26 protein-coding genes are annotated in these 25,273 nt (G+C 66.1%); 13 read left to right on the top strand and 13 right to left on the bottom strand.

What is annotated here, in order from left to right; genetic code table 11:
* Positions 1 to 82 precede the first annotated feature (82 nt).
* Genes AC1RKI_RS25470 through AC1RKI_RS25460 form a run of 3 tightly spaced genes read right to left on the bottom strand, consistent with a single transcriptional unit; the run spans position 83 to position 2,717 of the window.
* Positions 83 to 583 (bottom strand): GDYXXLXY domain-containing protein, encoded by a 501-nt coding sequence (locus tag AC1RKI_RS25470; protein WP_150980947.1) that lies wholly within the window; start codon positions 581 to 583, stop codon positions 83 to 85.
* Entirely contained in the window at positions 580 to 1,707 is a 1,128-nt protein-coding gene (locus tag AC1RKI_RS25465) for a DUF4401 domain-containing protein (RefSeq protein WP_492798269.1), read from the bottom strand. Before AC1RKI_RS25465 ends, AC1RKI_RS25470 begins: the two co-directional genes overlap by 4 nt.
* Entirely contained in the window at positions 1,704 to 2,717 is a 1,014-nt protein-coding gene (locus AC1RKI_RS25460; protein WP_492798267.1) for a DUF2157 domain-containing protein, read from the bottom strand. Before AC1RKI_RS25460 ends, AC1RKI_RS25465 begins: the two co-directional genes overlap by 4 nt.
* A gap of 178 nt (positions 2,718 to 2,895) precedes the next feature.
* Here AC1RKI_RS25460 and AC1RKI_RS25455 point away from each other — a divergent pair, with 178 nt between their 5' ends.
* Positions 2,896 to 3,663, top strand: a complete 768-nt coding sequence (locus AC1RKI_RS25455) for a 5'-methylthioadenosine/adenosylhomocysteine nucleosidase (protein WP_061953270.1) — start codon at positions 2,896 to 2,898, stop codon at positions 3,661 to 3,663.
* A gap of 49 nt (positions 3,664 to 3,712) precedes the next feature.
* On the opposite strand, the gene AC1RKI_RS25450 is transcribed toward AC1RKI_RS25455, so the two are convergent.
* Positions 3,713 to 3,955 carry a hypothetical protein gene (locus AC1RKI_RS25450; protein ID WP_061953370.1) on the bottom strand — a complete coding sequence of 81 codons (243 nt, stop codon included), beginning with the start codon at positions 3,953 to 3,955 and terminating at the stop codon, positions 3,713 to 3,715.
* Between the two features lie 156 nt (positions 3,956 to 4,111).
* Here AC1RKI_RS25450 and hemA point away from each other — a divergent pair, with 156 nt between their 5' ends.
* The 6 genes from hemA to AC1RKI_RS25420 all read left to right on the top strand — a co-directional run bounded on the left by hemA (position 4,112) and on the right by AC1RKI_RS25420 (position 9,199).
* Complete coding sequence (gene hemA / locus AC1RKI_RS25445; protein WP_061953272.1) at positions 4,112 to 5,416, top strand: glutamyl-tRNA reductase; 1,305 nt, start codon at positions 4,112 to 4,114, stop codon at positions 5,414 to 5,416.
* 104 nt (positions 5,417 to 5,520) lie between these two features.
* The gene (prfA, locus tag AC1RKI_RS25440; RefSeq protein ID WP_150980943.1) at positions 5,521 to 6,603 is read left to right on the top strand and encodes a peptide chain release factor 1; all 1,083 of its coding nucleotides are present in this window, start codon (positions 5,521 to 5,523) and stop codon (positions 6,601 to 6,603) included.
* A 172-nt stretch (positions 6,604 to 6,775) separates the two neighbouring features.
* Positions 6,776 to 7,099 carry a hypothetical protein gene (locus tag AC1RKI_RS25435; RefSeq protein ID WP_061953277.1) on the top strand — a complete coding sequence of 108 codons (324 nt, stop codon included), beginning with the start codon at positions 6,776 to 6,778 and terminating at the stop codon, positions 7,097 to 7,099.
* 146 nt (positions 7,100 to 7,245) lie between these two features.
* On the top strand, positions 7,246 to 8,109 hold the full coding sequence (prmC, locus tag AC1RKI_RS25430; RefSeq protein WP_061953279.1) for a peptide chain release factor N(5)-glutamine methyltransferase: 864 nt from the start codon (positions 7,246 to 7,248) through the stop codon (positions 8,107 to 8,109).
* A 146-nt stretch (positions 8,110 to 8,255) separates the two neighbouring features.
* Complete coding sequence (gene grxD / locus AC1RKI_RS25425; protein WP_061953372.1) at positions 8,256 to 8,567, top strand: Grx4 family monothiol glutaredoxin; 312 nt, start codon at positions 8,256 to 8,258, stop codon at positions 8,565 to 8,567.
* A gap of 14 nt (positions 8,568 to 8,581) precedes the next feature.
* Positions 8,582 to 9,199 carry a UbiX family flavin prenyltransferase gene (locus AC1RKI_RS25420; protein ID WP_244786180.1) on the top strand — a complete coding sequence of 206 codons (618 nt, stop codon included), beginning with the start codon at positions 8,582 to 8,584 and terminating at the stop codon, positions 9,197 to 9,199.
* A gap of 168 nt (positions 9,200 to 9,367) precedes the next feature.
* Here AC1RKI_RS25420 and AC1RKI_RS25415 read toward each other — a convergent pair whose 3' ends face one another.
* From AC1RKI_RS25415 to AC1RKI_RS25405, 3 genes are all read right to left on the bottom strand, one after another.
* Positions 9,368 to 9,592, bottom strand: coding sequence for a hypothetical protein (locus AC1RKI_RS25415; RefSeq protein ID WP_492798264.1), 225 nt, complete (start codon positions 9,590 to 9,592; stop codon positions 9,368 to 9,370).
* A gap of 154 nt (positions 9,593 to 9,746) precedes the next feature.
* Positions 9,747 to 11,234 (bottom strand): L-piperidine-6-carboxylate dehydrogenase, encoded by a 1,488-nt coding sequence (amaB, locus tag AC1RKI_RS25410; RefSeq protein WP_492798295.1) that lies wholly within the window; start codon positions 11,232 to 11,234, stop codon positions 9,747 to 9,749.
* A gap of 32 nt (positions 11,235 to 11,266) precedes the next feature.
* Positions 11,267 to 12,460, bottom strand: coding sequence for a saccharopine dehydrogenase family protein (locus AC1RKI_RS25405; protein ID WP_492798262.1), 1,194 nt, complete (start codon positions 12,458 to 12,460; stop codon positions 11,267 to 11,269).
* 138 nt (positions 12,461 to 12,598) lie between these two features.
* Here AC1RKI_RS25405 and AC1RKI_RS25400 point away from each other — a divergent pair, with 138 nt between their 5' ends.
* Together AC1RKI_RS25400 and dapB are read left to right on the top strand one after the other, a co-directional pair.
* The gene (locus AC1RKI_RS25400; RefSeq protein ID WP_244786184.1) at positions 12,599 to 13,048 is read left to right on the top strand and encodes an Lrp/AsnC family transcriptional regulator; all 450 of its coding nucleotides are present in this window, start codon (positions 12,599 to 12,601) and stop codon (positions 13,046 to 13,048) included.
* 118 nt (positions 13,049 to 13,166) lie between these two features.
* Positions 13,167 to 13,976 carry a 4-hydroxy-tetrahydrodipicolinate reductase gene (dapB, locus tag AC1RKI_RS25395; protein ID WP_492798260.1) on the top strand — a complete coding sequence of 270 codons (810 nt, stop codon included), beginning with the start codon at positions 13,167 to 13,169 and terminating at the stop codon, positions 13,974 to 13,976.
* Positions 13,977 to 14,015: 39 nt separating this feature from the next.
* Here dapB and AC1RKI_RS25390 read toward each other — a convergent pair whose 3' ends face one another.
* From AC1RKI_RS25390 to AC1RKI_RS25380, 3 genes are all read right to left on the bottom strand, one after another.
* On the bottom strand, positions 14,016 to 14,786 hold the full coding sequence (locus tag AC1RKI_RS25390; RefSeq protein WP_492798258.1) for a hypothetical protein: 771 nt from the start codon (positions 14,784 to 14,786) through the stop codon (positions 14,016 to 14,018).
* A gap of 100 nt (positions 14,787 to 14,886) precedes the next feature.
* Positions 14,887 to 15,183, bottom strand: coding sequence for a hypothetical protein (locus AC1RKI_RS25385; RefSeq protein WP_150980939.1), 297 nt, complete (start codon positions 15,181 to 15,183; stop codon positions 14,887 to 14,889).
* Positions 15,184 to 15,380: 197 nt separating this feature from the next.
* Entirely contained in the window at positions 15,381 to 16,736 is a 1,356-nt protein-coding gene (locus tag AC1RKI_RS25380) for a chloride channel protein (protein WP_233474140.1), read from the bottom strand.
* Between AC1RKI_RS25380 and AC1RKI_RS25375 the strand changes: the two genes are divergently transcribed.
* A complete protein-coding gene (locus AC1RKI_RS25375; protein ID WP_223505969.1) occupies positions 16,654 to 16,968 on the top strand; it encodes a hypothetical protein in 315 nt (104 codons plus the stop codon). The two genes, AC1RKI_RS25380 and AC1RKI_RS25375, sit on opposite strands and share 83 nt — an antisense overlap.
* Before the next feature lie 177 nt (positions 16,969 to 17,145).
* Here AC1RKI_RS25375 and AC1RKI_RS25370 read toward each other — a convergent pair whose 3' ends face one another.
* Positions 17,146 to 18,096, bottom strand: coding sequence for a Bug family tripartite tricarboxylate transporter substrate binding protein (locus AC1RKI_RS25370; protein ID WP_492798293.1), 951 nt, complete (start codon positions 18,094 to 18,096; stop codon positions 17,146 to 17,148).
* A 120-nt stretch (positions 18,097 to 18,216) separates the two neighbouring features.
* A complete protein-coding gene (locus AC1RKI_RS25365; RefSeq protein ID WP_061953299.1) occupies positions 18,217 to 19,710 on the bottom strand; it encodes an AMP-binding protein in 1,494 nt (497 codons plus the stop codon).
* Positions 19,711 to 19,839: 129 nt separating this feature from the next.
* Here AC1RKI_RS25365 and AC1RKI_RS25360 point away from each other — a divergent pair, with 129 nt between their 5' ends.
* The 3 genes from AC1RKI_RS25360 to AC1RKI_RS25350 all read left to right on the top strand — a co-directional run bounded on the left by AC1RKI_RS25360 (position 19,840) and on the right by AC1RKI_RS25350 (position 22,735).
* Positions 19,840 to 20,760, top strand: a complete 921-nt coding sequence (locus AC1RKI_RS25360; protein WP_492798256.1) for a LysR family transcriptional regulator — start codon at positions 19,840 to 19,842, stop codon at positions 20,758 to 20,760.
* Between the two features lie 78 nt (positions 20,761 to 20,838).
* Positions 20,839 to 21,381, top strand: a complete 543-nt coding sequence (locus AC1RKI_RS25355) for a winged helix-turn-helix transcriptional regulator (RefSeq protein ID WP_061953303.1) — start codon at positions 20,839 to 20,841, stop codon at positions 21,379 to 21,381.
* 4 nt (positions 21,382 to 21,385) lie between these two features.
* Complete coding sequence (locus AC1RKI_RS25350; protein ID WP_411800733.1) at positions 21,386 to 22,735, top strand: MATE family efflux transporter; 1,350 nt, start codon at positions 21,386 to 21,388, stop codon at positions 22,733 to 22,735.
* Positions 22,736 to 22,785: 50 nt separating this feature from the next.
* On the opposite strand, the gene AC1RKI_RS25345 is transcribed toward AC1RKI_RS25350, so the two are convergent.
* Entirely contained in the window at positions 22,786 to 25,206 is a 2,421-nt protein-coding gene (locus AC1RKI_RS25345; RefSeq protein ID WP_492798254.1) for a carbohydrate-binding family V/XII, read from the bottom strand.
* Positions 25,207 to 25,273 lie beyond the last annotated feature (67 nt).

The raw sequence follows: 25,273 nt of genomic DNA, 5'->3' as shown, positions 1-25,273 counted from the left end.
ACCCGGATGAGCGCGAATGCATGCCGCGCGCCGCTTGGTCGCTCGGACGGGACGCGCCCAGCGAGGACGCATCCGCAGCGGCTCAGAGCGGGCGCAACTGATCGTCGCGTAATCCCACCAGCAATGCCCGCCCGTCCGCGTCGACCCGGAATTCGCCGTATCGCGCGTGCGCGTAGCGATCGGCCTGCCCCTCCTGGAAGAACCACGCATCGGTGGAGACCTGCACCAACGTTCCGCCCCAGCGCGATGGCACGGACTGCACGCGCAGCAGGTGTTCGTCGGCGGCCAGCGGCTCCCCTTGCGGCAAGCGTGCGAGAGTGCCTTCGCCGCGCGCATCGAGACGGATCACGACCACCGCCTCGCGCGAGGGCGCCTTCGCCTGCCGCCCGTACGCGGCCGTGATCTCCATGCCGATGGCAAAATTCAGCGCCATGTAGTCGCCCTGCATCAGCGAGCGGGGATCGACCGGGGCCAGGCGCAGGTACACCGTATCGCCTCTGGCCAGCAGGCGCTCCTTGTCGACGATGCCGGCCGCGGCGATGCCGATGCTCAGCAGCCAGGCAACAATGATCCAGCGCTTCATGCAACGGACTCCTTGCGCGACATTGCGATGGCCAGCGCGCGCGCCATCAACAGCAATACGCCGGCGCCCGCCAACGTGGCGGACTTTGCCAGCAGCGTCCAATGCAGCGTGCCGTAGTACCACACAAAGCCGATCAGCACGGTGCCGATGGCCAGGCCCAGCCATGGCAACGACCCACGCCGTAACGCCACGGCCATTGCCAGCACACCGGCGCTCACCGCCGGCGCGTACACCATCAATGCGCCGAAGGCCAGCGCGACGGCCAATACCGACGCGCTGACGCGCGGATCGCACGCCAACCGCTTGCATTCGATCAGCACCAGCGCAGCCAGCTCCGCACCGATCAACGCGCCGGCGAGCCAGAAACCGGGCGCGGGCCGCGCCGTGGCGGTGCCAAAGAGCAGATCCACCGGATGCGCAAACGCCGTGACGATCAGCGCGCCAGCCACGGCGAACAGCAGCGTGGCGTCGGCCGCCGGCTCCCACATCGCGTGACGGCCCGACGCCGCTGCGGCTGCCTCCTGCAGCGCGAATGTCAGCACCATGGCGAGCGCCACGGCAACCAGAACGCCGAGGGCCACCGGAATCGCCGTCCAGCGTGGCGCGACCAGATCGCCCAGGCCGATGCACACCGCCAGTGCGAGCGCCGACCACATCCCCAGTGCAGCGATGAAGCGATGCAGCCGATCGGGCACCAGCAGGAACAGCACGGCCTCCAGCAGCGCCACGCCCATCCAGAACGGCGCGGTATCCACGAGCCGGTTGGCCCCGATCACTTCCCCCACGCCGACCACCAGCATGCCCTGGCCGCCCAGGCTCATGGCCAGCGCGAACTGGCCCATCGCGATGCGGCCGCTTTCCTTTGCCTTGACGCGGAATAGCAGCATCGCGATGCCAATCATGACGATGCCGGTCACCGCCATCGCCACGCCATTCTCGCGCATGGACACAAACACGGTGCCGACCAGAAACAGCTGGAAGAACAGGGCGCCAAGCCAGCCTGCGCCGCCCATCAGCAGGCGGATCGGCCACGGCACGCGCTGCGTGGCAACGTAGTCCCCGCTCACCGCGCCGCGCGCGCTCAACTGGCTCCACAGCGTTCTTTCGATACGGTCGCGATTCATGCCGCACGCTCCCCTGCCGCGCGCCATGCGCGCAACAGCCATGTGGCCGCCACCACGGCCAGTCCGATCGTGATCATCGCCAGTAACAGGAACGCGCCGAATCCACCATCCCGATCGGCCAGCCATCGCCCCGCCGCCACGACGACCAGTCCGATGCCCGTCAGGCAGGCCAGGCTGAGCACGACGATATCGAATGCGCGCCAGCGGAACCAGACGATCAGTCCGACCAATGCCGCCGCACCGGTCAGCCAGCCGATCGGCGCGAAATTCCGGGACAGCATGCTCATCACGCCAAGCCATCCCGCATATGCGCAGACCAGCGTGCCGATCAGACGCGGGCCGGTCATGCCGCGGAATCCGAGGTGGCTGGCGTAGCGGGCAAGTCCAAACCACACTGCGAGTTGCAAGAGCGACGCGCCGAGCAGGAATGTCATCGTGTCGCGCGCCTGCGGCGCCGAGAACAGCAGGTCGATCATTGCGCCCACGCCAAGCCGGACACTGCAGTAGCGCAGCAACGCGACGTTGGCGACCACCAGCACGATCCACCAGTGCGGCGCGGCGCGCGCGGCCAGCGCCCATGGCGCCGCCAGCAACGCCCACAGCGAAAACAGCTGCCACGCATCGGCCCCGGTCTGGTACGTCTGCCCGATCACCGCCAACAGCATGCCGGACACGATCTGCGCGCCGGCCAGTGCCGCGTGGCCGGCCAGATCGCCGGACGGGCGCACATATGCCACCGCCGCCAGTACGCTGAGCAGCGCCGCGAGCAAGCCGAATTTTGCGAACTTGTGGAGTTCCGCCCAGTTGTAGGCGAAGAAGACAATGACGCCGGCACAGAGCAAGGCCGTGCCAAGGATCATCAGCGCGCGATCAAGCCAGCCATGCCAGGCAGCGCGATCGGGCAGCGTGGGTGTCCATGCCGTGCGCAGCGCGTCGGCGCCGAGGCGCCCTTGCGCGCGCCAATCGGCAAGTGCCTGCTGGACGCTGCGGCGAGTCGAAAAGGTTTCCAACCGGCAATCCCCCGAGTGACGACATGGGCAGCAATGTAGCAAAGCGGCTTGCCAAAGTCTCGCCGGCCGCCGCAATCTCGTCGAACGGCGACCGTCGCGCGCGACGCGCTTTCCCTGCGGCACGGTGGCCGGTATGCTGGCGCCGGACTCGACAACGGCGGCTTGCGCCCCAGACATCATGACGCTTGGCATACTCGCCGCCCTGCACGACGAAGTGGATGGCTTGATCGCCGCGATGCGGCACGAAGACGCGCGCGCCACCCGTATCACCATCGGCATGCGCGACTACTACCGCGGCACGCTGCACGGGCAACCCGTGGTGCTGGTGCTGGCGCGCGTCGGCAAGGTGGCTGCTGCGGCCACGACCGTGACGCTGATCCGCGAATTCGGCGTGGACGAGATCGTCTTCACCGGACTGGCCGGCGGCGTCGGACCGGGGGTCAGCGTGGGCGATATCGTCGTGGCCGATCGCACGGTCCAGCACGACATGGACGCGCGACCGCTGTTTCCCCGCCATGAAGTGCCGCTGTTGGACAAGGCCGAATTTCCGGCCGATCCCGTACTCACCGCTGCATTGCGCGACGCGGTGGCGCATTTTCTGCGCGACGACCTGGCCACGGCCGTGCCGGACGCCGTGCTGGCACGCTTCGGCCTGCATGCGCCGCGCCTGCATGTGGGCATGATCGCCAGCGGCGACCAGTTCATCAATTCCCCGCAGGCCGTGGCGACGCTGCGGGCCGAGCTGCCAGCGTTGCAGGCGGTGGAAATGGAAGGCGCCGCGCTGGCGCAGATCTGCTACGAATATGGCGTGCCGTTCGCGCTGATGCGGACCGTGTCGGACCGCGCCGACGACGCGGCCCATGTCGATTTTTCGTCGTTTTTGCGCGACGTGGCCAGCCACTATTCGAGCGCCATCCTGCGCCGATTCCTCGACGCCAGGGCCTGAATCGACCCACGCATCACACCGATTACCGACTTTTTTGTCGATTCACCCGTTACCGGCGCGGGCGCAAAAGGCCCCACGCCGCCACAAACAGCGCGGCGCCGACGATGGCCGCGCCCCAACCAAAAAGTTGCCCATCGGTGAAGAAATGGGCCGCGCGGCCGGCGTAAAAAAACGCCCATGCGCCCAGCGCGCCCAGCCACAGCGCGGCCGGCAGCGTGACCACGCGCCCGGCCGGATGCAGCAGTCGCCCCGCCAGACCGACCATCGCGCCCACCACCGCCAAGCCCAACATACCGTTCTCCTGTGTCTTTTTGGCCACATCGACGAGGCCGTGGCGTAACGATACTGCATGTCGCACTAATGGCCGGGTTTCCTGCAACCTTGTGGCGTGGCGGTATAATGATCGCCGCTTCCGGACCACGCGCCGGATGGCCACGACACCCCACAAATGCAACTGCTCGCGATCGGCATCAATCACACTACGGCACCCGTCTCGCTGCGCGAGCGCGTGGCGTTTCCGCTTGAGCAGATCAAACCGGCACTTGGCGCGTTGCGCACCCATCTGGCTGGCCGCAGCGGCACCGAGGCCGCCATCCTTTCCACCTGCAACCGCACCGAGATCTACTGCGCCACCGATGTGCTGCAGCCGGGTCAGGACGGTTTCGAGCACACGCTGCGCTGGCTGGCCCAGCATCACAACGTGCCCGCGGGTGAACTGGCGCCGCATTTGTACGCACTGCCCCAGTCCGAAGCCGTGCGCCATGCGTTCCGCGTGGCCAGCGGCCTCGATTCGATGGTGCTGGGCGAAACCCAGATTCTCGGACAGTTGAAGGATGCGGTGCGCACCGCTGGCGAAGCCGGCGCGCTTGGCACGTACCTGAACCAGCTGTTCCAGCGCACCTTCGCGGTGGCCAAGGAAGTGCGCGGCCAGACCGAGATCGGCGCGCACTCGGTATCGATGGCCGCCGCCGCGGTGCGTCTGGCGCAACGGATTTTTGAAAGTGTGTCGACGCAGCGCGTGCTGTTCATCGGCGCCGGCGAAATGATCGAACTTTGCGCGACACACTTCGCCGCGCAGCAGCCGCGTCAGATCGTGGTGGCCAACCGCACCGTCGAACGCGGCGAGAAGCTCGCCGAACAACTGGCCGGACAAGGGCTGACGACGCAGGCCATCCGCCTGCAAGACCTGAACGAGCGCCTGCACGAATTCGATATCGTCGTGTCCTGCACCGCCAGTTCGCTGCCGATCATCGGACTGGGCGCCGTGGAGCGCGCAGTCAAGCGCCGCAAGCATCGCCCGATCATGATGGTCGACCTCGCCGTGCCGCGCGACGTGGAGCCCGAAGTCGCGCGCCTGAACGACGTATTCCTGTACACCGTCGACGACCTTGGCGCCGTGGTGCGCGAAGGCAATGCGCTGCGCCAAGCCGCAGTGGCACAGGCCGAAGCGATTATCGAATCGCGCGTGCAGAATTTCATGCACTGGCTGGAAACGCGCAGCGTGGTGCCGGTCATCCGCGATCTGCAATCGGCCGGCGAGGCAATCCGCCAGGCCGAGCTGGAACGCGCACGCCGCATGCTGGCGCGCGGCGACGATCCGGCAGCCGTGCTCGACGCGCTGTCGGGCGCGCTCACGCGCAAGTTCCTGCACGGCCCCACGCACGCCCTGAACCACACCCAGGGCGAAGACCGCGAGGCGCTGCTGCGCCTGGTGCCGGGCCTGTTCCGCCAGAGCAGTCACTCCGAGCGCTAGCCTCGATCCCCGCCTTGCACCGGCATCCGCCGGCGCGCGGCCAATGCCTGCCGCTTCCGCACAATCGCCTGGGTTGTGCCCATGCCACGAATTCCGCCTATCCCATGAAAGCCAGCATGCTCAACAAGCTCGACCAACTGGCCGAGCGACTCGATGAAGTCAACGCCCTGCTTGCGCACGAAAACGCCACGGCAGACATCAACCAGTACCGCAAGCTGTCGCGCGAGCACGCCGAATTGTCGCCAGTGGCCGAGCAGTACGGCCAATATCGCCAGGCGCAGGAAGATCTGGCCACGGCCGAGGCGCTGCTGGGCGATCCGGAGATGAAGGACTTTGCCGCCGACGAGATCGACGCCGCGCGCGCGCGTCTCGAAACGCTGGAAAAGAACCTGCAGACGCTGTTGTTGCCCAAGGACCCGAACGACGATCGCAATCTGTTGCTGGAAATCCGCGCAGGCACCGGCGGCGAGGAAAGCGCGCTATTTGCCGCCGATCTGCTGCGCATGTACACGCGCTATGCGGAACGTCAGCGCTGGCAGGTGGAAGTCATGAGCGAGTCCGAGTCGGACCTGGGCGGCTACAAGGAAGTGATCGTGCGGATCGCCGGCGACGCCGCGTTTTCGAAACTGAAGTTTGAATCGGGCGGGCATCGCGTGCAGCGCGTGCCGGCCACCGAGGCCCAGGGCCGCATCCATACATCGGCGTGCACCGTGGCGGTGATGCCTGAAGCCGACGAAGTCGGCGAGGTCGAGATCAATCCTTCGGACCTGCGCGTCGATACGTTCCGCGCGTCCGGCGCCGGCGGCCAGCACGTCAACAAGACCGATTCCGCCGTGCGCCTGACCCACCTGCCCACCGGCATCGTGGTGGAGTGCCAGGACGATCGCAGCCAGCATCGCAACAAGGAAAAGGCGATGAAGGTGCTGGCGGCGCGCATCAAGGACATGCAAATGCGTGCGGCGCAGGCCAAGGAGGCGAACACGCGGCGCAACCTGATCGGTTCGGGCGACCGCAGCGACCGCATCCGTACCTACAATTTTCCCCAAGGCCGCGTGACCGATCACCGCATCAACCTCACGCTCTACAAGATCGACATGATCATGGACGGCGACATGGACGAACTGATATCCGCACTTGCCGCCGAGCACCAGGCCGACCAGCTCGCCGCGCTGGGCGACGACGCGTGATGCTTTGTAACTGAGGTAAATGCTTGAAACAGCACTGGCTTGTCAAATACCGCTGTCTATAATCGATTTCGACCAGACCACCCGATACGTCACTTTTTAATAGACCGACTGACGGGCCCTCGAAGTCTGGGTGGATGCCACTCCTCCAACAAACAAACCCAAGGACGAAATCATGAAAAAGTTGCTCGCGATTCTGATGATGACCGCCGCTGTGGCGGCCTGCAGCAAGAAGGAAGAAGCCCCCCAAACCAATGCCGACAGCGCGATGCAAAGCGCTGCGGAATCGGCCAAGGCCGCCGCCAGCGACGCCGCCGCCGCGGCAGCGAATGCAGCCGACGCAGCCAAGGCAGCCGCCAGCGGCGCTGCCGCCGATGTCTCCGTGGCCGCCGAGAAGGCCAAGGTTGACGCCGGCAACGCCATGGCGCAGGCCAAGGAAGCCGCCAAGGACGCCGTCAACACCACGGCCGACAAGGCCAAGGACGCCGTCAACAAGTAAAAGCCCTACGCAGGGAGGTGTCGAATCCAAGCGCCAAACGGCTTACACTAGACACCTTCCGCGAAGCGGCGCAAAAAACCCCGTCTGGCTGACGCCCGGCGGGGTTTTTTGCACGTACGCAATCCGTTATACCCAGACGTAAAACAATGCCCTCCAATGCTCCAGGTGCGCTCTCGGCTGATCCCACCGTGCGCGAAGCCCTGATCCTCGCCGCCATGGCTGGCTTGCCGGCGCTGGAGGCGCGCATGCTGCTGTGCCACGTCACCGGGCTGACGCGCACGCAGTTGATCACACGCGATCACCAACAACTGGATGCAGCACAACGTGATGCATTTTCGACGCTGCTGGCCAAACGGCTGACGGGCGAGCCGATGGCGTACCTGCTGGGCCAGCGCGAATTTTTTGGCCGCACCTTCCGCGTCACGCCAGACGTTCTGATCCCGCGCCCCGACACCGAGGTCGCCGTGGAAGCATCGCTGGCCCGTCTTGCCGATATCCACGCGCCGCGCGTGCTGGACATGGGCACCGGCTCGGGCGTGCTGGCCGTGACCATCGCGCGCGAACGACCCGACGCCGAAGTGTGGGCCACCGATGTGTCGGCCGGCGCGCTGACGGTGGCGCAGGACAACGCCCGGGCGCTGCAGGCCGACAACATCCGCTTCCTCGCGTCCGACTGGTACAAGGCGCTGCCGGACAACGAGCGGTTCCATTTAATCGTCAGCAATCCGCCCTACATTGCCGAAAGCGACCCGCATCTGGCCGAAGGCGACCTGCGTTTCGAGCCGATCGATGCGCTGACCGATCATGACGACGGCCTGTCCGACCTTGCACAGATCGTGGCGGGCGCGCCGGATCATCTGCTGCCGGGCGGCTGGCTGTTGCTGGAGCACGGTTACGATCAGGGCTACGCCACGCGTCACCTGCTGACGACCGCCGGTTTCTTCGACGTATTCACCGCCCGCGATCTGGGCGGCAACGAACGCTGCAGCGGCGGCCGCCGGCCGCACTAGGCCCGGCAATCCGGCGGACTGGCCACGTAGCGCGTTCGCCGCAAAGCGCTGGCCTGAAGGCCGGGCGCGATTCCGGTAAAATCCCGAGCCAATCCCCCATTTCTGCGATGCCTGCCTGGCGTCGCGCGCAACCGGAACATTTGATCATGAGTGACGTACAACAGAAGATCGACCAGATCGTGAAGGGCAGCCCCGTGGTCCTGTTCATGAAGGGCACGGCGCAATTCCCGATGTGCGGCTTTTCGGGCCGCGCCATCCAGATCCTGAAGGCATGCGGCGTGGACGCCCCGACCACGGTCAACGTGCTCGAGGACGACGGCATCCGCCAGGGCATCAAGGAATACGCCAACTGGCCGACGATCCCCCAACTTTACGTGAACGGCGAGTTCGTCGGCGGTTCGGACATCATGATGGAGATGTACCAGAACGGCGAACTGCAATCGCTGCTGAAGGCCTGAGCCCGCAGCCCACCATGTCCGTGATGCATGCAGGCGGCGCGCCGCAACGGCTGATCGTCGCCATCACGGGCGCAACCGGCGCTATTTATGGCGTCCGGCTCCTGCAGGTATTGCGGGATGTGAGCGGCGTGGAAACCCACCTGCTGATCTCGCCCGCCGGCATCATGAACCTGCAGCACGAACTCGACATCGGCCGAGCGGAAGTCGAGGCGCTGGCCGATGTGGTGCACAACGTGCGCGATGTCGGCGCGACCATTGCCAGCGGATCGTTCCGCGCCCAAGCGATGATCGTCGCGCCCTGTTCGATGCGCACGCTGGCCGCCATTGCCCACGGCCTTTCCGACAATCTCATCACGCGCGCGGCCGACGTCACGCTCAAGGAGCGTCGCAAACTGGTGCTGATGGTGCGGGAAACGCCGTTGAATCTTGCGCATCTGCGCAATATGACGGCCGTGACGGAAATGGGAGGCATCATCTTCCCGCCGGTTCCCGGCTTTTATCAAAAGCCGCAGTCGATCGCCGAACTGGTCGACCACACGGTCGGGCGCGTGCTCGATCTGGTGGATCTGCGCGATGTCGGTGAAACGCTGGCGCCGGGCTGGCCCGGGCTGAACAGCGCTCCGCTTCCCTAGCACCACCGCTGGCGCGCATCCGTTGCGCCGTTCCTTGGCACCTGGTGGCGGCCATCGTCGCCTGCGATCATGCCGTCGTGCCGTCCGCCAGCCGATACCGGCGCGCGCCACGGGACGCGCGCGGGCCATCGTCGCTATTCGACACTGCCCGGCGCGCTGGACGCCCGCCTACCAGTGCCGGTAGCGGCGTCCGTATCCGTAGTAGCCGCCATAGTATCCGCCGTAATACGGCCGGACCACCACGGCGGGCGGGCCGACATAGACCGGCGCGGGCGCAACCGCGACCGGTGCGGGTTCGACGGCCGGACCATACGGCGTGGGATATACGGCGCATCCGCCCAGCATTGCCGCGCCGGCCACTGCCAAACCCGTCACCATCCATTTTGCTTTCATTGCGACGTCCTTTTTTCACAGGCATTGAGATCCATCAATGCACTGCCCTTAAGAACGTTATACGGGCGGCTTTGGTAATACAGCGTCAAGCTGCTGTAACCCTTGTTACGATTCGCAACGTCTCGCCGAATGTAAGCGCACAGCGCCTCCGGCTTCAGACATCGAAGCGGATGCCCTGCGCCAGTGGCAGTGCATCGCCGTAGTTGACGGTATTGGTGGCACGCCGCATGTAGCCCTTCCACGCATCGGAGCCCGATTCCCGCCCGCCGCCGGTTGCCTTTTCTCCGCCAAAGGCGCCGCCGATTTCCGCGCCGCTGGTGCCGATGTTCACGTTGGCGATGCCGCAGTCGCTGCCGGCCGCGGACAGGAACGTTTCGGCCTCGCGCAGCGATTCCGTAAAGATGCACGACGACAGTCCATGCGACGCGGCGTTGTTGAGCGCAATCGCCTCGTCGAGCGAGGTGTAGGGCATCAGGTAGAGAATCGGCGCAAAGGTCTCGGTCAGCATCGTGTCGTGCTGCGTGTCCGTCAGCACCAGCGCCGGCCGCACGTAGCACGCATGCGGAAAGCGATCGACCAGCAGCCGTTCGCCGCCATGCACGACGTTGCCCTGCGCGCGGCAGCTTGCCAGCGCATTGGCCATCGCGTCTCCCGCCGCGGTGTCGATCAACGGGCCGACCAGCGTGCCGCCCTGCAGCGGATCGCCCACCGGCAGGCGCGCGTACACCTGGCGCAGGCGCTGCGTCACGGTTGCAATCAAGTCCACATGCACGAAGGCGCGTCGCAGCGTGGTGCAGCGTTGCCCAGCCGTGCCGGCCGCCGCGAACGTCATCGCTCGCAGCGTCAATTCCAGATTGGCGGACGGCGCAACGATCGCGGCGTTGTTGCCGCCCAGTTCGAGGATCGCGCGCTTGAAATGCGCGGCGCAGGCCATGCCCACTTCGCGGCCCATGCGCGTCGATCCGGTCGCGCTCATCAGCCGCACCGACGGATGCTGCACCAGAAGCTGGCCAAGCTGGCGCCCGCCGATCAACACGCAACTCAGCCCCGCAAACTGTGGGGCGTGCCCGTCGATCACGCGATCGAGCAGAGCCTGCGCGGCCAGCGCGCACAGCGGTGTTTTTTCGGACGGCTTCCACACCACGCCATTGCCGCACACCAGCGCCAGCGCTGCGTTCCACGCCCACACCGCGACCGGAAAATTGAAGGCCGAAATCACACCGCACAGCCCATACGGATGCCAGGTCTCGCGCATTGCATGGGCGGGCCGCTCGGACGCAATCGTCAAACCATGTAGCTGGCGCGACAAACCCACCGCGAAATCGCTGATATCGATCATCTCCTGCACTTCGCCCAGCCCTTCCTGCAAGATCTTGCCGGCTTCCAGCGCCACCAGGCGGCCCAGCGCGTCCTTGTGGGTGCGCAGCGTTTCCCCGAAACGCCGCACCACTTCGCCGCGCGCCGGCGCCGGTGTCAGCGCCCAGAGGCTTTGCGCGGCGTGCGCCCGCGCGATCTGCGCATCGGCATCGGCCGGCGAGCACACCGGCAACGTGCCGAACATTTCGCCATCGATCGGCGAACTCACGCCCAACTGACCCGACGCGACATGTTGCGCGCCGGCCCATGGCTGCGCCAAGCCCATGGCCCGAAAGCAGTCGGCAATTTCCAGTGCCTTCATGCGAGTGTCTCCTGTAGCGGATGGCGCGCGTAATGCTGACCAAAGCGATTGGCGAGGAATCGATCCAGCGGCATCGATTCCTGCCGCACGAATCCCGCCTGCGGCAGCACACCGGTCGCGACCAGATCCAGCGCCGTGCAAATGCCCGCGGCGGTGGTCAGCTGGATCGCATTGACGTGGCCGAGGCCGGCAAAATCGTCCATGCCGCCGATGCGCGCCGAGAACGATGCCTGCGTCAGCGGCCCGCGCTTGCCCTGGCCTTTCACGCCCGGCGGATGGCCGGTGGCGCTGGCAAACACAATCACCACGTCCTGCTGGGTGACCGGGATCGCGTGTTCGAAGATATCGCGCAACCAGTCCCGCCGTTCGCGCATACGCAAATCGTTCAACAGCAGCTTCATCTGCGCACAGTGACCCGGATAACGGATCGACTTGTAGTCGACCTGGCGCGCGCGGCCGCCTAGTGTCTCGGGCAGCGTGCCCAGCCCACCCGAGGTATTAAAGGCTTCGTATTCCACGCCGTCCAGCGCAAATGTCTCGAGTCCTTCCAGCGCGGGCAGTTCCACGCGACGACCATCGACGATCGCCTCGCACGGATTGCAGTATTCGTTGATCAGCCCTTCGGTGCTCCACGTCAGGTTGTACTTGAGCGCATTGCTTGGATAGCGCGGCAACGCGCCCACGCGCATGCGAAGCTCAAGCAGTTCGCCGCCGCCGCGCAGGAATTGCCGGGCCAGGTCGTTGCCGACCAGGCCGATGAAACCGGGCGCCAGCCCGCACTGCGGCATCAGCACCGAACGTGCGTCATTGGCCAGCGCGCGGATCGCGTGCGTGGCGGCGACGTCCTCGGTCAGATCGAAATAATGCACGCCCAGGCGCGCCGCAACCGTCGCCACGTGCACCGCCGCGTGAAACGGCAAAGCGTTCAGCACCGCGTCGGCACCCGCGAGCAGCGCCGCGCACGTGCCCGGCTCGGTGGGATCGCCAGCCCGCACGGCAATCGCGCGCGGCAGGCCGTCCAGCCGATGGGCATCATGATCGACCAGGCAAACGCGGTAGTCGCCGCTATCGGCCAGCATCGTGGCGATCACGCGCCCGATCTTTCCGGCGCCCAGCACGACAACCGAAAGCGGCCGCGGCGCGGCGGTCAGGTCACGCACGGCGGCGGGACCCAGCGAGGAAAGTTGCATGGCGGACTCCGTCAGTAATCGCAGGGATGACTGAAGTATGAGCAGCGTGACGCACGTTTTATAGCCACAAGATTGACGAAAGCCCGGCATAATCGGTCGTATCGACGTAGTAATTCGACGAATCGTCAGGTGACAACGATGGCCGACCTCGATCAGACCGATCGCCACTTGCTGGCGCTGCTGCAAGCCAACGCGCGGGAAAGCGCGGCCAACCTGTCGCGCGCGCTGGGCATCGCGCGCACGACCGTGGTGGCCCGCATTGCCCGGCTGGAACGGACCGGCGTGATTGCCGGGTATGGCGTGCGCCTCGGCAGCCGGATGGAGGACAACGCCATCCTGGCCTTCTGCGGCCTGTCGGTGCAGCCGAAGGCCGCGCCCGGCGTGGTGCGCGCGCTGCAGCGGCTGCCGGAGGTGGAAGAGCTTAATTCCGTCAGCGGCCCCGTCGACTACATGGCTGTGATCCGTTGCGACACGCATGCACGGCTCGATAAATTGCTCGACGAGATCGGTATGCTCGATGGCGTGAACCACACCACGACGTCGATCGTGCTGGCCAGGAAGATCGACCGCCGACGCGCGACCGATTAGCAGGCGCCCGCGCAATCGTCCGATCACGCCCTTCGGCAACCCGCGAATGCGCCCGGCCCGGCGCGGAACATTGCGCCGCGCTATGCTTGCAGCCCTTGCAACGATTCGGAGGACAGCAATGAGCGATCGTATTCGCGTGGTGGTGGGCGGCGTGACGGGCTGGGCGGGCGCGGAACTGGCGCGCGGCGTGGCGCATGCGTCCGATATGACGCTGGTGGGCGGCCTGTCACGCGGCGCGGCAGGACAGCCGCTGGCAAGCCTGACCGGCCACCGGGACACCTCGGGCGTGGCCGCCGCCAGCATCGACGCGCTGGGCACCACCCCCTATGACGTGTATGTGGAATACACCAAGCCGGCCGTCGCCAAGCAGAACATTCTGCAGGCGCTGGCCCATGGCGCGCATGTGGTGGTTGGCACATCGGGGCTTTCCGACGAAGACTACGCCGACATCGACGCGGCCGCGCGCAAGGCCGACCGCGGCGTGCTTGCGTGCGGCAACTTCGCCATCACGGTGGTGCTGCTGCAGAAATTTGCCGAGATGGCGGCGCGCCATCTCGATCATTGGGAAATCATCGACTATGCCAAGGCTGGCAAGGTCGACGTGCCATCGGGCACGGTGCGCGAGCTTGCATTCCGGCTCGGCGAGATCAAGCAGGCGGCCCAGGCGGTGCCTGTCGATCAGGTCAGCGGCCCGCGCGAAACACGCGGCGCAACGATGTCCGGCACGCAAGTGCATGCCGTGCGGTTGCCGGGCTATCAGCTTGGCGTCGAAGTGATTTTCGGCGCCGACGGACAGCGCCTGCACATCAAGCACGAAGCGGGCGACGGATCGAAGCCCTATGTTTCCGGGGCGCTACTGGCAATTCGCCGCGTGCATACGTTGCGCGGCGTGGTGCGCGGGCTCGACAAGGTCATGGACGGCCTCTGAAGCCGCCCCGCTCGCCAAGCCCACCCGCGCGCCGCTGGCTTACCAGCTGCCCGGGTTGATCGGCTTGGCGGGCGCTTTCTTGTCGGCCTTGTCCGATTTCTCGGCTTTCTCGGATTTCTCCGGTTTGTCACCCTTCTTCGCCGCGGCGGCCGAGGCCGGCGGCGGCGCCAGCGCCTTCGCCACATCGGCATCGCGGTTGGCCATCAAGGCGCGCGCCTGCGGCAGCAGCAGTTCGATCGTGCCCTCGCTGGGATTTTCGGGAATCGCGTAAAGCTCGACAGTCAGCGGCTTGCGCATCCAGCCGGCGTGAATGCTCTTCACCGGCTTGCCCGCCTTGTCCTTCATGTCGATGTTTTCCTGGCGAAACGGTTTGCCGTACCGTGCGTTCAGGGCCTGCGCGGCAGCGTCCTGGGATCGGATGCCATCGGTCGGCACGATCAGGCCCACCAACGCATTACCGTCGACAAACGCCACCAGTCGCGGACCATCCATGAAGGTTGGACGCTTGTCACGCGGCACGCCAACCTGGCGCATGACGCCGTCACCACGCAATTCCACGCAGTAGGCGTTGACATCCTTGCCGTCCGGCGACCGATGATCTGCGCAATCGGGCAGCGCAGGCAACGGGCTACCAATTTCGAGCGTATCGAGCATCGTCGAAAACTTGTCCTTGCCTTCGATAATCGATGCGGCGCTCGGGGCCACAGCGGGCGCGGCGGTAGAGGCAGCGGCGGGCGCTGCGGGTGCGGCATGGGCGACAACATTCGCCAGCAGGGCAGCCACGGCCAGCCCGGCAACAGTAAATCTCAAAACACGCTCCTGAAATAGGCTCCGCTTTGGAGCCCGCTCCGTGTTGAGGGTTCCTGCCGGGTCTGGCCGGCATCACGGTGTGATGCCTAACCGACAGGAATTAACGGAGCATATGCTTCACGGTCTGGAAGCATACCAGTGCGATGCCGATCAGCACGGCCCAAAGGATAAGACGCGGCACGGGGCTCGGCGGCAACTGGCGCACGGGCGTGCGTTGCACCAGCGGCGCGCGCATGCGCGAGTTGGTCTGCAGACCGCGCGTGTGCCAGATGGCGGTATCCGCGGCGAGGTCCGGCGCCGGCACGGCCGGCTTGCGCGGCGCGCTTTGCGCCGAGCCGTGCGGCGGGCGTTGTTGCGCGGCGGTTGGGCGCGTACCGCCCGGTCGTTGCGTGGCCATGTCCTGCTCCCCGAAAGGCGTCGAAGCCCACTTCACCGACGAGTCAATGTGCCGCCGGTACACAGGCGCGGCTTGGCGATCTGCTGCCGCCGGTGCGCGCGCGGCACATGGTAAGACATCGCCGATAGCGCCGCCATCGGGTCGATCGTTCGAACGGACACTTCAGCGGCGCGCCCACAACGGTCTGTAACAGGCTGTTACGGCGAAGGTTGCCGGCGGCCGATCGCCATCGCTTCGCGGCGGAACGCGTGGCCCATATGGTGATAGAACGGATGCGGATTGAACTGTCGCGACAGGAACGACGCCAGCAGCGAAGCCGCGAGCAGATAGATGGTCAGATCCTGCGTGCGCGTCATTTCCATGACGATCACGCTGGCCGTGATCGGCGCCTGCGTGGCCGCCGCCAGGAATGCAGCCATCGAGACCAGCGCCAGCACGCGCGGTTCGGCCATGCCGGTCATGAAATGCGCGATGTTTTCGCCGATGCCGGCGCCGATTGCCAGCGAAGGCGTGAAGATCCCGCCGGGAATGCCGGCGAAATACGACACAACGGTCGCCACGAACTTGGCAATGCCAAACCACAGCGTGCTGTGCGATTCGCCGTTGATGAGTCCGGATGCCTGCTCATAACCGGTGCCAAAGGTGGCGCCGGCCGTGGCCCAGCCCAACGCCGCGACCACCAGCCCGCAACCGAAGGCCACCGCCACCGGATGCTCCGACAGCCAGCCGCGCCACGCGCGCGGCGCCAGGCCCGGTACGCCGGCGATCAGGATTTTTGCAAACAGGCCGCCCATCACGCCGTTGACCACCGCGCAAAGCAGCACCGGTCCCCACGCGCTGGTCAGCACCAGCATCGGCACCTTGACGCTGAAATAGGGGTTGTTGCCGAATATGGCCAATGAAAGAAAGCCCGCGGTCAGCACGCCGGACAGCACCACCCTGTCCCAGCGCACAGCCGTGCCGCGGCCCAGTTCCTCGATGGCGAACACCACGCCGGCCAGCGGCGTATTGAACGCCGCGGCGAGTCCGCCCGCCGCACCTGCGGCGATCAACGCATTCGGATGGAAGCCGATCCGGAACTGCAGCTTCTCGTGACACCAGCGTCCCCACGAGAGCATTGCCGCCGCGCCGACCTGCACCGACGGCCCCTCGCGCCCGACCGACGCGCCGGCCAGCAGCGCGCCCGTGGTCAGCAACACCTTCCACATCGACTGACGGAACGACACGAGCACGGTCTGCGCCGTACTCGCGGGCGCCAGTGTCACCGCCGCAATGACTTGCGGAATGCCGCTGCCGCGCGCCTGCGGGGCAAAGCGGATCGTCAGCCAGCGCAACGCGGCAAGGCCAAACGGCAGCATGACGAACGCCAGCCATGGCGTGGCTCTGGTGACCGAGGCATTCCAACGCAGCGCCAGTTCGGCGATATAGGCGAACACCATCGAAAACGCGGCCACGCCGCCGGCGCCGCACATGAACACCGCATACCGCATCGACGTGCGCGAGATGCGTCCAACCTGCCGGCTCTTTCGATCCGCCGCCCTGCGCGCGCGCAGACGGAGCTCGCGCAGGCGATCCGCACGCGTTGGCGGCCCCATAGCGGGCTCCGGCCGCGCCGATGATGCACCGGACGATTCAGACGGTGCGGCCGCATCGGAAACCGTTGCGCCCGATCTGGAAGCGGAAGACGAAGAAGGATGCGCAGAGCGCGAAGCGTCCGATGAAGAAGAATCAGGCGGCTCGACAGAATCTGTCATGGCGGGAATGCGGCAGCGTGCGTGGAACTGAAGGGGGCGAAGTCGTCGACGCAGCGAGACCACGTCGACCACCCCGAACTATACGCCCCATCGGCCAGCCGACTGCCGCTGGATGCCATCTGCCATCGCCACCGACTTCCAACATCGCCAGTGCCATCGACATCGACATCGACATTGGCAGTGGCAGTGGCACCCGCAGGTTCAGCCGTCAGTCCAGGCTGATGTGGTTATCCCGAATGACCTTTCCCCAGCTTTCGCGGTCGGCGGCCACGTAGCGATCGATTTCCGCCTGGGTGCGCGGCGCTTGCACCAGTAATCCCAGCGCGCTGAACGTGTTGCGGAACGCGGCTTCGGTCAGGACATGCGACGCAGCGGCCTGCAGCTTGGCGACGGCTTCCGGCGGGGTCTGCGCGGGCACCGCAAGGCCGAACCATGTCGCGGCATGGAAATTCGGATGGCCGCTTTCCGCCACCGTCGGCACGTTCGGCAGCACCTCGAGCCGCGAGCGCCCGGTCACGGCCAGCGCCTTGAGCTTGCCCGCCTTGATATGCGGCAGCGATGTGCTGACCACATCGACCATCAATTGCACATCGTTGGCCAGCAATGCCGACAACGCGGGTGCGCTGCCGTTGTACGGCACATGCGTCATGTCGATGCCGAGTTCGGACTTCAACATTTCCGTCGCCAATTGCAGCGGATTGCCAAGTCCCACCGACGAATAGTTGAGTTTGCCGCCGGCTGCCTTGGCATACGCGGCAAAGTCCTTGAGGTTGCTGGCCTGCACCTGATTGTTGGTGACCACCACCAACGGCACTTCGATGCCAATCAGGATGACCTTGAAGTCCTTCGGGTCGTATCCCGTCTTCTTGTAGAGCAGCGGATTCAGCACCATGCTGGCGCTGGTGCCCATCAGCACCGTGTAGCCGTCGGGCTGCGCACGGGCCACGCTCTGCGTGCCGACCATCGTATTGGCGCCGGGGCGATTCTCCACCACAACTGGCTGCTTCAGCCCACGCGTCATGCCTTCGGCCAGCGCGCGGCCGAACTGGTCAGTGGATCCGCCCGGCGTGTAAGGCACAACCAGTTTGATCGGACGCTCCGGCCACGCCGCGAACGTTGCAGGCGCGGCGACAGCGACGCCCAGCGCGGCGGCCAGCATCAGCACGATTCTTCGATTCATGTGTTGTCTCCTGTGTCTTCTTTGTTGTTTGTTGCGTTGGCGATGCGCTTCGAAAGCGGGCTCTGGAAAGCGGCAATCGGCGACGCCAATCGACCGCGGCTATACGCGCCGTTGGCGGCCGGCCCAATGCTGATCGCGCAATCGCCGCTTGGCGAGCTTGCCGGTTTCGTCGCGCGGCAATTGCGCGACGATCTCGATGGTGCGCGGCACCTTGAAGCCGGAAAGCCGCCCACGTAACCACTCCACAACCGCTTCAGGCGCGACGCTGGCGCCCGCAACCGGCTGGATCACGCCATGCAGTCGTTCGCCGTATTCGTCGTCAGGCACGCCAAACACCACGCAATCTGCCACGCCGGGATAGTTCGCAAGTTCATGCTCGATCTCGGCCGGGTAGATATTCACGCCGCCGGAAATCACCATGTCCGAGGCCCGATCGCAGATGAACAGGTAGCCGTCGGCATCGACATAGCCAAGGTCGCCCAGCGCGACGCGGCCGTCGACATCGATGGCGCGCCGTGCCGCATCGTTGTTCAGATAGGTGAAGTCGGGATACGCGGGCTGGCGGACATAGACCAGCCCCACTTCGCCGGGCGCGCACGGCTTGCCGTCCTCACTCAGGATCCGAATACTGGCATCGTCGACGGGACGCCCTGCCGTGCCTGGGCGCGACAACGCGTCGGCAGGCGTGGCCACGGTGATCATGCCGGCTTCGCTCGACGCGTAGGTTTCGTGAATCACCGGTCCGAACCACTCGAGCATGGCGCGCTTGGTTTCCGGGGCGCACGGCGACCCGGTCGACGCCACAAAGCGAATCGATGACAGGTCGTACCGGGCGCGCACTTCCGGCGGCAACTTCAGCAGCCGCACGTACATGATCGGCACCAGATAAAGCACGTCGATGCGGTGCTTTTCGACCAGCGCCAGGACCTGCTCCGGATCGAAGCGCGGCGTAAGGACCAGCCGCTCCGCGATCTGCAAGGCATTCTGCACAAATACGCTTGGCGCGCTGTGATAGAGCGGCGCGGACATCAGCGCGCGGCATCCGGGAACGATGCCGATCGCCTTGGCTACGACAGACCGCATGCGGGCGAGCTGATCATCGAGCTGGTCGAGCGGCACGGGCTGGCGCAGCACGCCCTTCGGCCGCCCGGTCGTGCCGGACGTATAGGCCAGGTGCCCGCGCGGCGCAACGCGCGGCCCGTCGTAGGGGGCTCGCGTCTGGAGCCACGGCTCATATTCGATTGCATCGGGGTGCGCGCCATTGACGCTCAACACCACCATTCCGGGCGGTAGCACCGCCTGCACGGCCGGAAGGAGATCGGCATCGGCAATCAACACGCGCGCGCCGCTATCGTGCAGCAGGAATCGCACTTCCTCGGCCGTGAAGTGCCAGTTGATGGGGCAGTAGTAGGTGCCCGCCGTGCGGCAGGCAAACACCACGTCGGCAAAAACGGGATCGTTACGAAGCAGCACCGCCACCACGCCGCCCTCGCCCAACCCCAACTGCCCCAGTCCGCCCGCCAGCCTCGTGCCGCGATCCAGTACGTCCGCGCCCGCGCGATGCAATGATTCGAACCAGAGGTCTGCGGCCATGCGATGTCTCCTTGTAATTGCCTTATGACTAGCAGCGGATCACTTTAACGACGCGCGCCTGCATCGACAATCCCTTCCAGCGGAATCACAATGTTGCGTCAAACTTGACGTTGCTTTCGGATTCGTCGCATGGACCTCAATCTTGTTCAAGCTTTTGTGGATATCGTCGAGGCCGGCAATCTGGCGGAAGCCGGCCGGCGGCGCGGCGTCACGCGTTCCCAGGTGAGCCGCCAGTTGGCCCAGTTGGAGGAGCAGGCCGGGACGATGCTGTTGCGGCGAACCACCCGCCGGCTCGAAATGACCGACGCGGGCCAGTCGCTGTATGAGCATGGCTTGCGCATCCTGCAGGAAGTCGCCGCCGCGCGCGCCGAAATCGACAGTCTGGGCAAAACCCTGCGCGGCCATGTGCGCGTCAGCGTGCCGACCGGCCTTGGCGATGCGTTCATCGCGCCGCTGCTGCTGCAGTTTGCCGAACGACATCCGGGCATCTCGCTGCGCGTGTTCTTTGCCAACCGCGTCACCGATCTGATCGCCGCCGAGATCGATGTCGCGTTGAAGGTGACCTCCGAACCGCCGCTAGATACCGTGGCGCGCGAAGTCTGCGCGATCCGCTGGCAACTGTGCGCATCGCCCGAGTATCTGTCCCGGCTGCCGCCACTGAACAAGCCCGCCGATCTGACCGCGTGCCGCTTCCTGTGCCCGCCATACACATCCAGACGATTCTTATTGACCCTGGGTCGGGATTCGACATGCGGGCCGGAACGCGAGGATGTCGAGATCACACCCTATCTGCAATCCGAACACTTTCCGTTCCTGATGAACGCGGTGCGCCAGGGCCACGGCATCAGCCTGCTGCCGCGCTACATGGGCTGGGACGATGTGCGGCGCGGGTCGCTGGTGCCGGTGCTGCCGGAATGGAAACCCGAAGGGCTGGGAAACCGGCTTTACATCATCACCACGCCCAACCCGCATCTGTCGATGGCCACGCGGGCCCTGATCGGATTCCTGCGCGACGCGATCGCCGGGCTGGAGGTGTTCTCGGCCGCGTAAGAACAAAATCCCGGCACACTTGCGATTTGCAAGCTATGATTCCCTGAACTTGCATTTCAAAAGTAAAAAGGGGAGACCATGGCGCCTACAGACTTTGCCAGCATGCCCTGCCCTGTCGCCCGTTCGATGGCGATGCTGGGCGAGCGCTGGGCCATCCTGCTGATGCGCGAGGCGTATTACGGCAGTTCGCGTTTCGATGAGTTCGAGAAGCATCTCGGCATTGCGCCCAACATCCTCAGCGCGCGCCTCAAGACGCTGGTGGAGCACGGGCTGCTGGCGAAAGTGCCGGCGCCGGGCGGCGGCGCGCGCCATGTGTACCAGTTGACCGAGATGGGACGCGACTTCTTTCCCGTCTACGTGGCGCTCAAGTCGTGGGCCGACCGTTGGCTGGCCGATGAAAAGGGGCCGCTGACGGTGCTGGAAGACCGGCGCGAGGGCAACGAGATCGTCGCCGGTCGGCTGACGCGGGCCGACGGCAGCGCAATCGGCGTGGACGATCTGCGCGTGCGGCCGGGCCCAGGGGCCGGCCGTTATCTGCGCGCAAGATTTGGCGATGTCGATGGCCAGGATCGGCCCGTCGAAAACGCTCCCAGCAAGGAGGCGGCCGATGAGCAAGCCTGAGGCGATGACCCTGGGCGGTGCCGCGACGCCGGCCGAACCGATTTCCTCCGCCGACATTGCGCGCCGCATTGCTGTGCTGGCCGCGCCGACCAGCCTGGTGGCCTTTCTCCAGGCCGGCGCGCAGTTGATCGAAACGTGGCTGGCCGCCCGTCAAGGCACGTCGGCGCTGGCCGGCTGGGCCGTGGTGCTGCCGTTTGCGCTGCTGCTGCAACAGATGTCCACCGGCGCGATGGGCGGCGGCGTGGTCTCGGCCATCGCACGCGCGCTGGGGGCCGGTAAGCGCGAAGACGCCTCTTCGCTGGTGATCCACGCGCTGATCATCGCGGTCACGGCGGGCTTGCTGTTTGCCATTGCGCTGGCCGGATTTCCGCGCGAAGTGTTCGGCGCAGTGGCCGGCGCGACGGCGGCCGAAGCGGCGGCGCAATACGCCATCTGGCTGTTCGGTGCGGGCGCGGTGCCCGCGTGGCTGGCCAATACGCTGGCGTCAGTGCTGCGCGGCGGCGGGCGTCATGCGTTGGCGGCGCGCGTGTTGGCCGGCATGTGGATCGCTTTTCCGATCGTGTCGTGGTGGTTTGCCGAGCCGCTCGGCATGGGCCTGGCCGGTATCGGAGCGGGGCTGGCGCTGGTGTCGTGGGGCGCGGCGCTGGCGATGGCGTGGGTGGTGATCCGCGGCGGTGCGGGGTTCGTGCCGACCCTGCGCGTCAGGCCGTCGGGTGCCCTGTTCTACCGGATCCTTTCGGTCGGACTGGTGGCCTGCGCGCTGGCGTCGGTAGCCAATCTGACGACGATTCTTGTGACCGCGCAACTGCGGCATTTCGGCACCACGGCGGTGGCCGCCTACGGCATTTCGGCGCGTCTGGAATTCCTGATGATTCCGCTGGCCTTCGGCGTGGGATCGGCGCTGACCGCGCTGGTCGGGCGCGCGGTGGGCGCTGGCGACTGGCATACGGCGCGCCGCACCGCGTGGGTCGGGGCGCTGCTTGCGCTGCTGATCGCCGGGAGCGTGGGCGCGGCCGTCGGTCTGGCGCCGGAGCAGTTCGCACGGCTGTTCACGCGAGACGCGGAAGTCGCGGCCATTGCTGCGCGCGCGCTGTCGTGGGTCGGGCCGGCGTTTGGCGGCTTCGGCCTTGGCATGGCACTGTACTTTGCGTCGATGGGTGCCGGACGCATGCGCTGGCCGATCATCGCCGGCCTGAGCCGCATCGCGCTGGCCGCGGGCGGCGGCTGGTTGCTGGCCAATATGGCCGGAATGGGCCTGGACGGCCATTTCCTCGGCGTCGCGCTGGGCATAACGTCGTATGGCCTGATCACCGCCGTCGGCGTGCGAAAGACGGAATGGTCGGCACGCCATTGACACGCGCAGCAAGCTGACCGCGCGATGCCGGCGCGGCGCCGGGCCGCCGTCTAGCGACGGAATCCGTGGAAGTGGCCGCCGCCGCCAAATCGCCCGCCGGCTCCTTGCGCGAACCTGCCCTGCCACTGCTGGGCAGCAGCGTTGCCAAAGCGCTGCTGGCCCACTTCGCGCGCCTGTCGTTGCTGTTCGAGCTGGTTGTGAACTTCACTGTTCTGTTGCACAGGTTCCCAACCGTTGCTGGTGTGCTTCTGCCATCCGCCGTCCGTGTGTTGGTAGACGTTGCCGTCGTGGCCGGCATAGACGTTACCGTTATTCCAGACCACTGCGTTGTCCTTGTTCGGATTGGCGACGAAACCGCGGCTGCCAGCGGCGTACTGCCCGGTCTGGGCGTTTCCAGCGATACCGGCTTCGGCGGCGCCCACGCGACCTGTCTGCGCGTTATAGCCGGCCGCCTGACGGCCCGCCGCGTAATTGCCGGTGTATTGATTGCCGGCCACGCCGCCGCGCGCCGCGCCTTCGCGCCCGGTGGACGGATTGGCGAACGACCCCTGCCTGCCGGCCGCAAAGTTGCCGGAATAAGGATTGAATGCCGCGCCCTGGCTACCCTGGAATCGCGCGCCGGTGGTCGGGTTATAGCCGGCGCCGGCGGTGCCGCGCCATTGCGTGCCCGTCCAGCTGTTCCAGCCCTCGGCATGCGTCACCGTACCCTGTCCCCAGCGGCCATAGAAGTTGGCTGAATTGATATTGACGAAGCTTGCGCCGCCATACCAGTACGGGCCCCAGTACGGCGCCGCCGCGCCCCAGATCGCGCCCGCCGCGAAACCGAACGCAAACCCTTCGGCCACGCCGATGCCGAATCCCGCGCCGTATCCATAAGTCACCGGATAGCCGTAGTAATAGCTGCCGACGTATGGCGGATAGACGTAGCCGGTGCCATATACCACCGTGCCGTCCGGGCTCACCACCACGCCCATATAGCCGGGCGTGTAGCCCACCACGACGGTCGTCGGCGTGACCGAATAGATCCGCACATAGGTGACGTAGTACAGCGGCGAACTGGGAGGGATCGTGTAGATCGCCGACGGCACCTCGGTGGCAACCTGCCACGGGCCGCCCGGCGCGCTGGCCGTGAACCAGACGCCGTTGGCGACCGCGTAATAGTGCGAGCTGTCGGTCTCGATGACCGGCGTGCCGGTATTCACGGCGTAGTGCAGGGACGTGCCCGAAATAGGTTCGAACTTTGGCGTGCCGTCGTAGGTGACCGCGATGGTCGCCTTGCTGCGTGACACCGACGCCGTCTGCGGAATGGTGGCGGCGATTTCCGCCTCGCGCGCCTGCGGTGTACCGGGCACCGACACCAGCACATTGGACTTGGGATCCTGTGGCGAGATCTTTGCGAAGTCGGCCGGCAGCTGCGAGCCGGGCACGTATTCCCACGGACCGTTCAGCATCGAGGCGCGAAACCATCGGCCCGATATCAGTACGTAGGTCTGATTGTTCGCGGGATCGACGAAGACCGCGTGGTCCGCATTCGCCATCGTCAGCAGCCCCGCGCCGCCCACCGGCTTCATCTGCGGCTCGCCCGTCGTGATGATCAGCTCGGCCGGCCGCGTCGCCATCAGCACGACCGGCGCGCGCGCCGGCTTTTTGCCATCGGCCGGCAACATGGGATCGGGCTTCGGCTGGCCCGTCGCCGCCGCGATCTTGCCGGCCGCGCCGAGCAGCGCAGCCGGCGGACTGGCGACGACTTCCCACGCCCCGCCCGCCGATTCCGATCGATACCAGTAACCGGCCGCCTGCAGCCACATCTCGTTGCTCGCGTCGCGCAACAGAAGTGCCCGGCTGTTGATGGCGCGCTGATAACTGCTGCCCTCCACGGCGCGCCAGACCGGGTCGCCGTCCACATGCACCAGAATCGTCGGCGTGGTGGCGAACAGGATCTGCGGCGCATCGTTCTTCACCGGTACGCGGTCGGCCTTCGCCAGTTGCTGGGACACCGCGTAGCTGGCCTGCAGTTCCTCGAGCGGCACGGTCAGGCCCTTTGACGATAGGCGGGCGATCAGCGCCTGGCGAATCTTGTCGGCGGCGTCAGGGCGTGTTGGCACATCGACGCTATCGATCTGAATATCGGACAGTTGCACCAGCGAAGACGGCTTGTCGATATCTGCCTGAGCCGAGAAACGCACCACCCCGTAGGTTGGCGTCGCCTGCTTTGCGCCGATCGCCACCGCCGCGCGACCCGAGATCCGGTTGCCGTCCCACTTTTCGATTTCCGGCTGGTATAGCTCGACATGGTCGCTGGCCACATCGAAGTTGCGCGGCCAGCTTAGCGGCGCCAGCTTCTGCGCGGTGTTGGCCGCTTGGGCGTGAGCCGTGCCGATCACGAGTGCGCCGGGCGCGGCGGTCGACACCAGTACGGCAGCAATCAGCATCTGACCGATCGGGGTACGCTTCGGCTTGGGTAAGGACATGGATTCTCCGACAGGGATGGGCAGCATGCGGCACGCGTGCAACTCGACGAATCTAATTTAGTGCGAT

This window comes from Cupriavidus sp. GW822-FHT06G04, from assembly GCF_058799075.1.
This window is presented reverse-complemented; position numbering and strand designations above follow the sequence as displayed.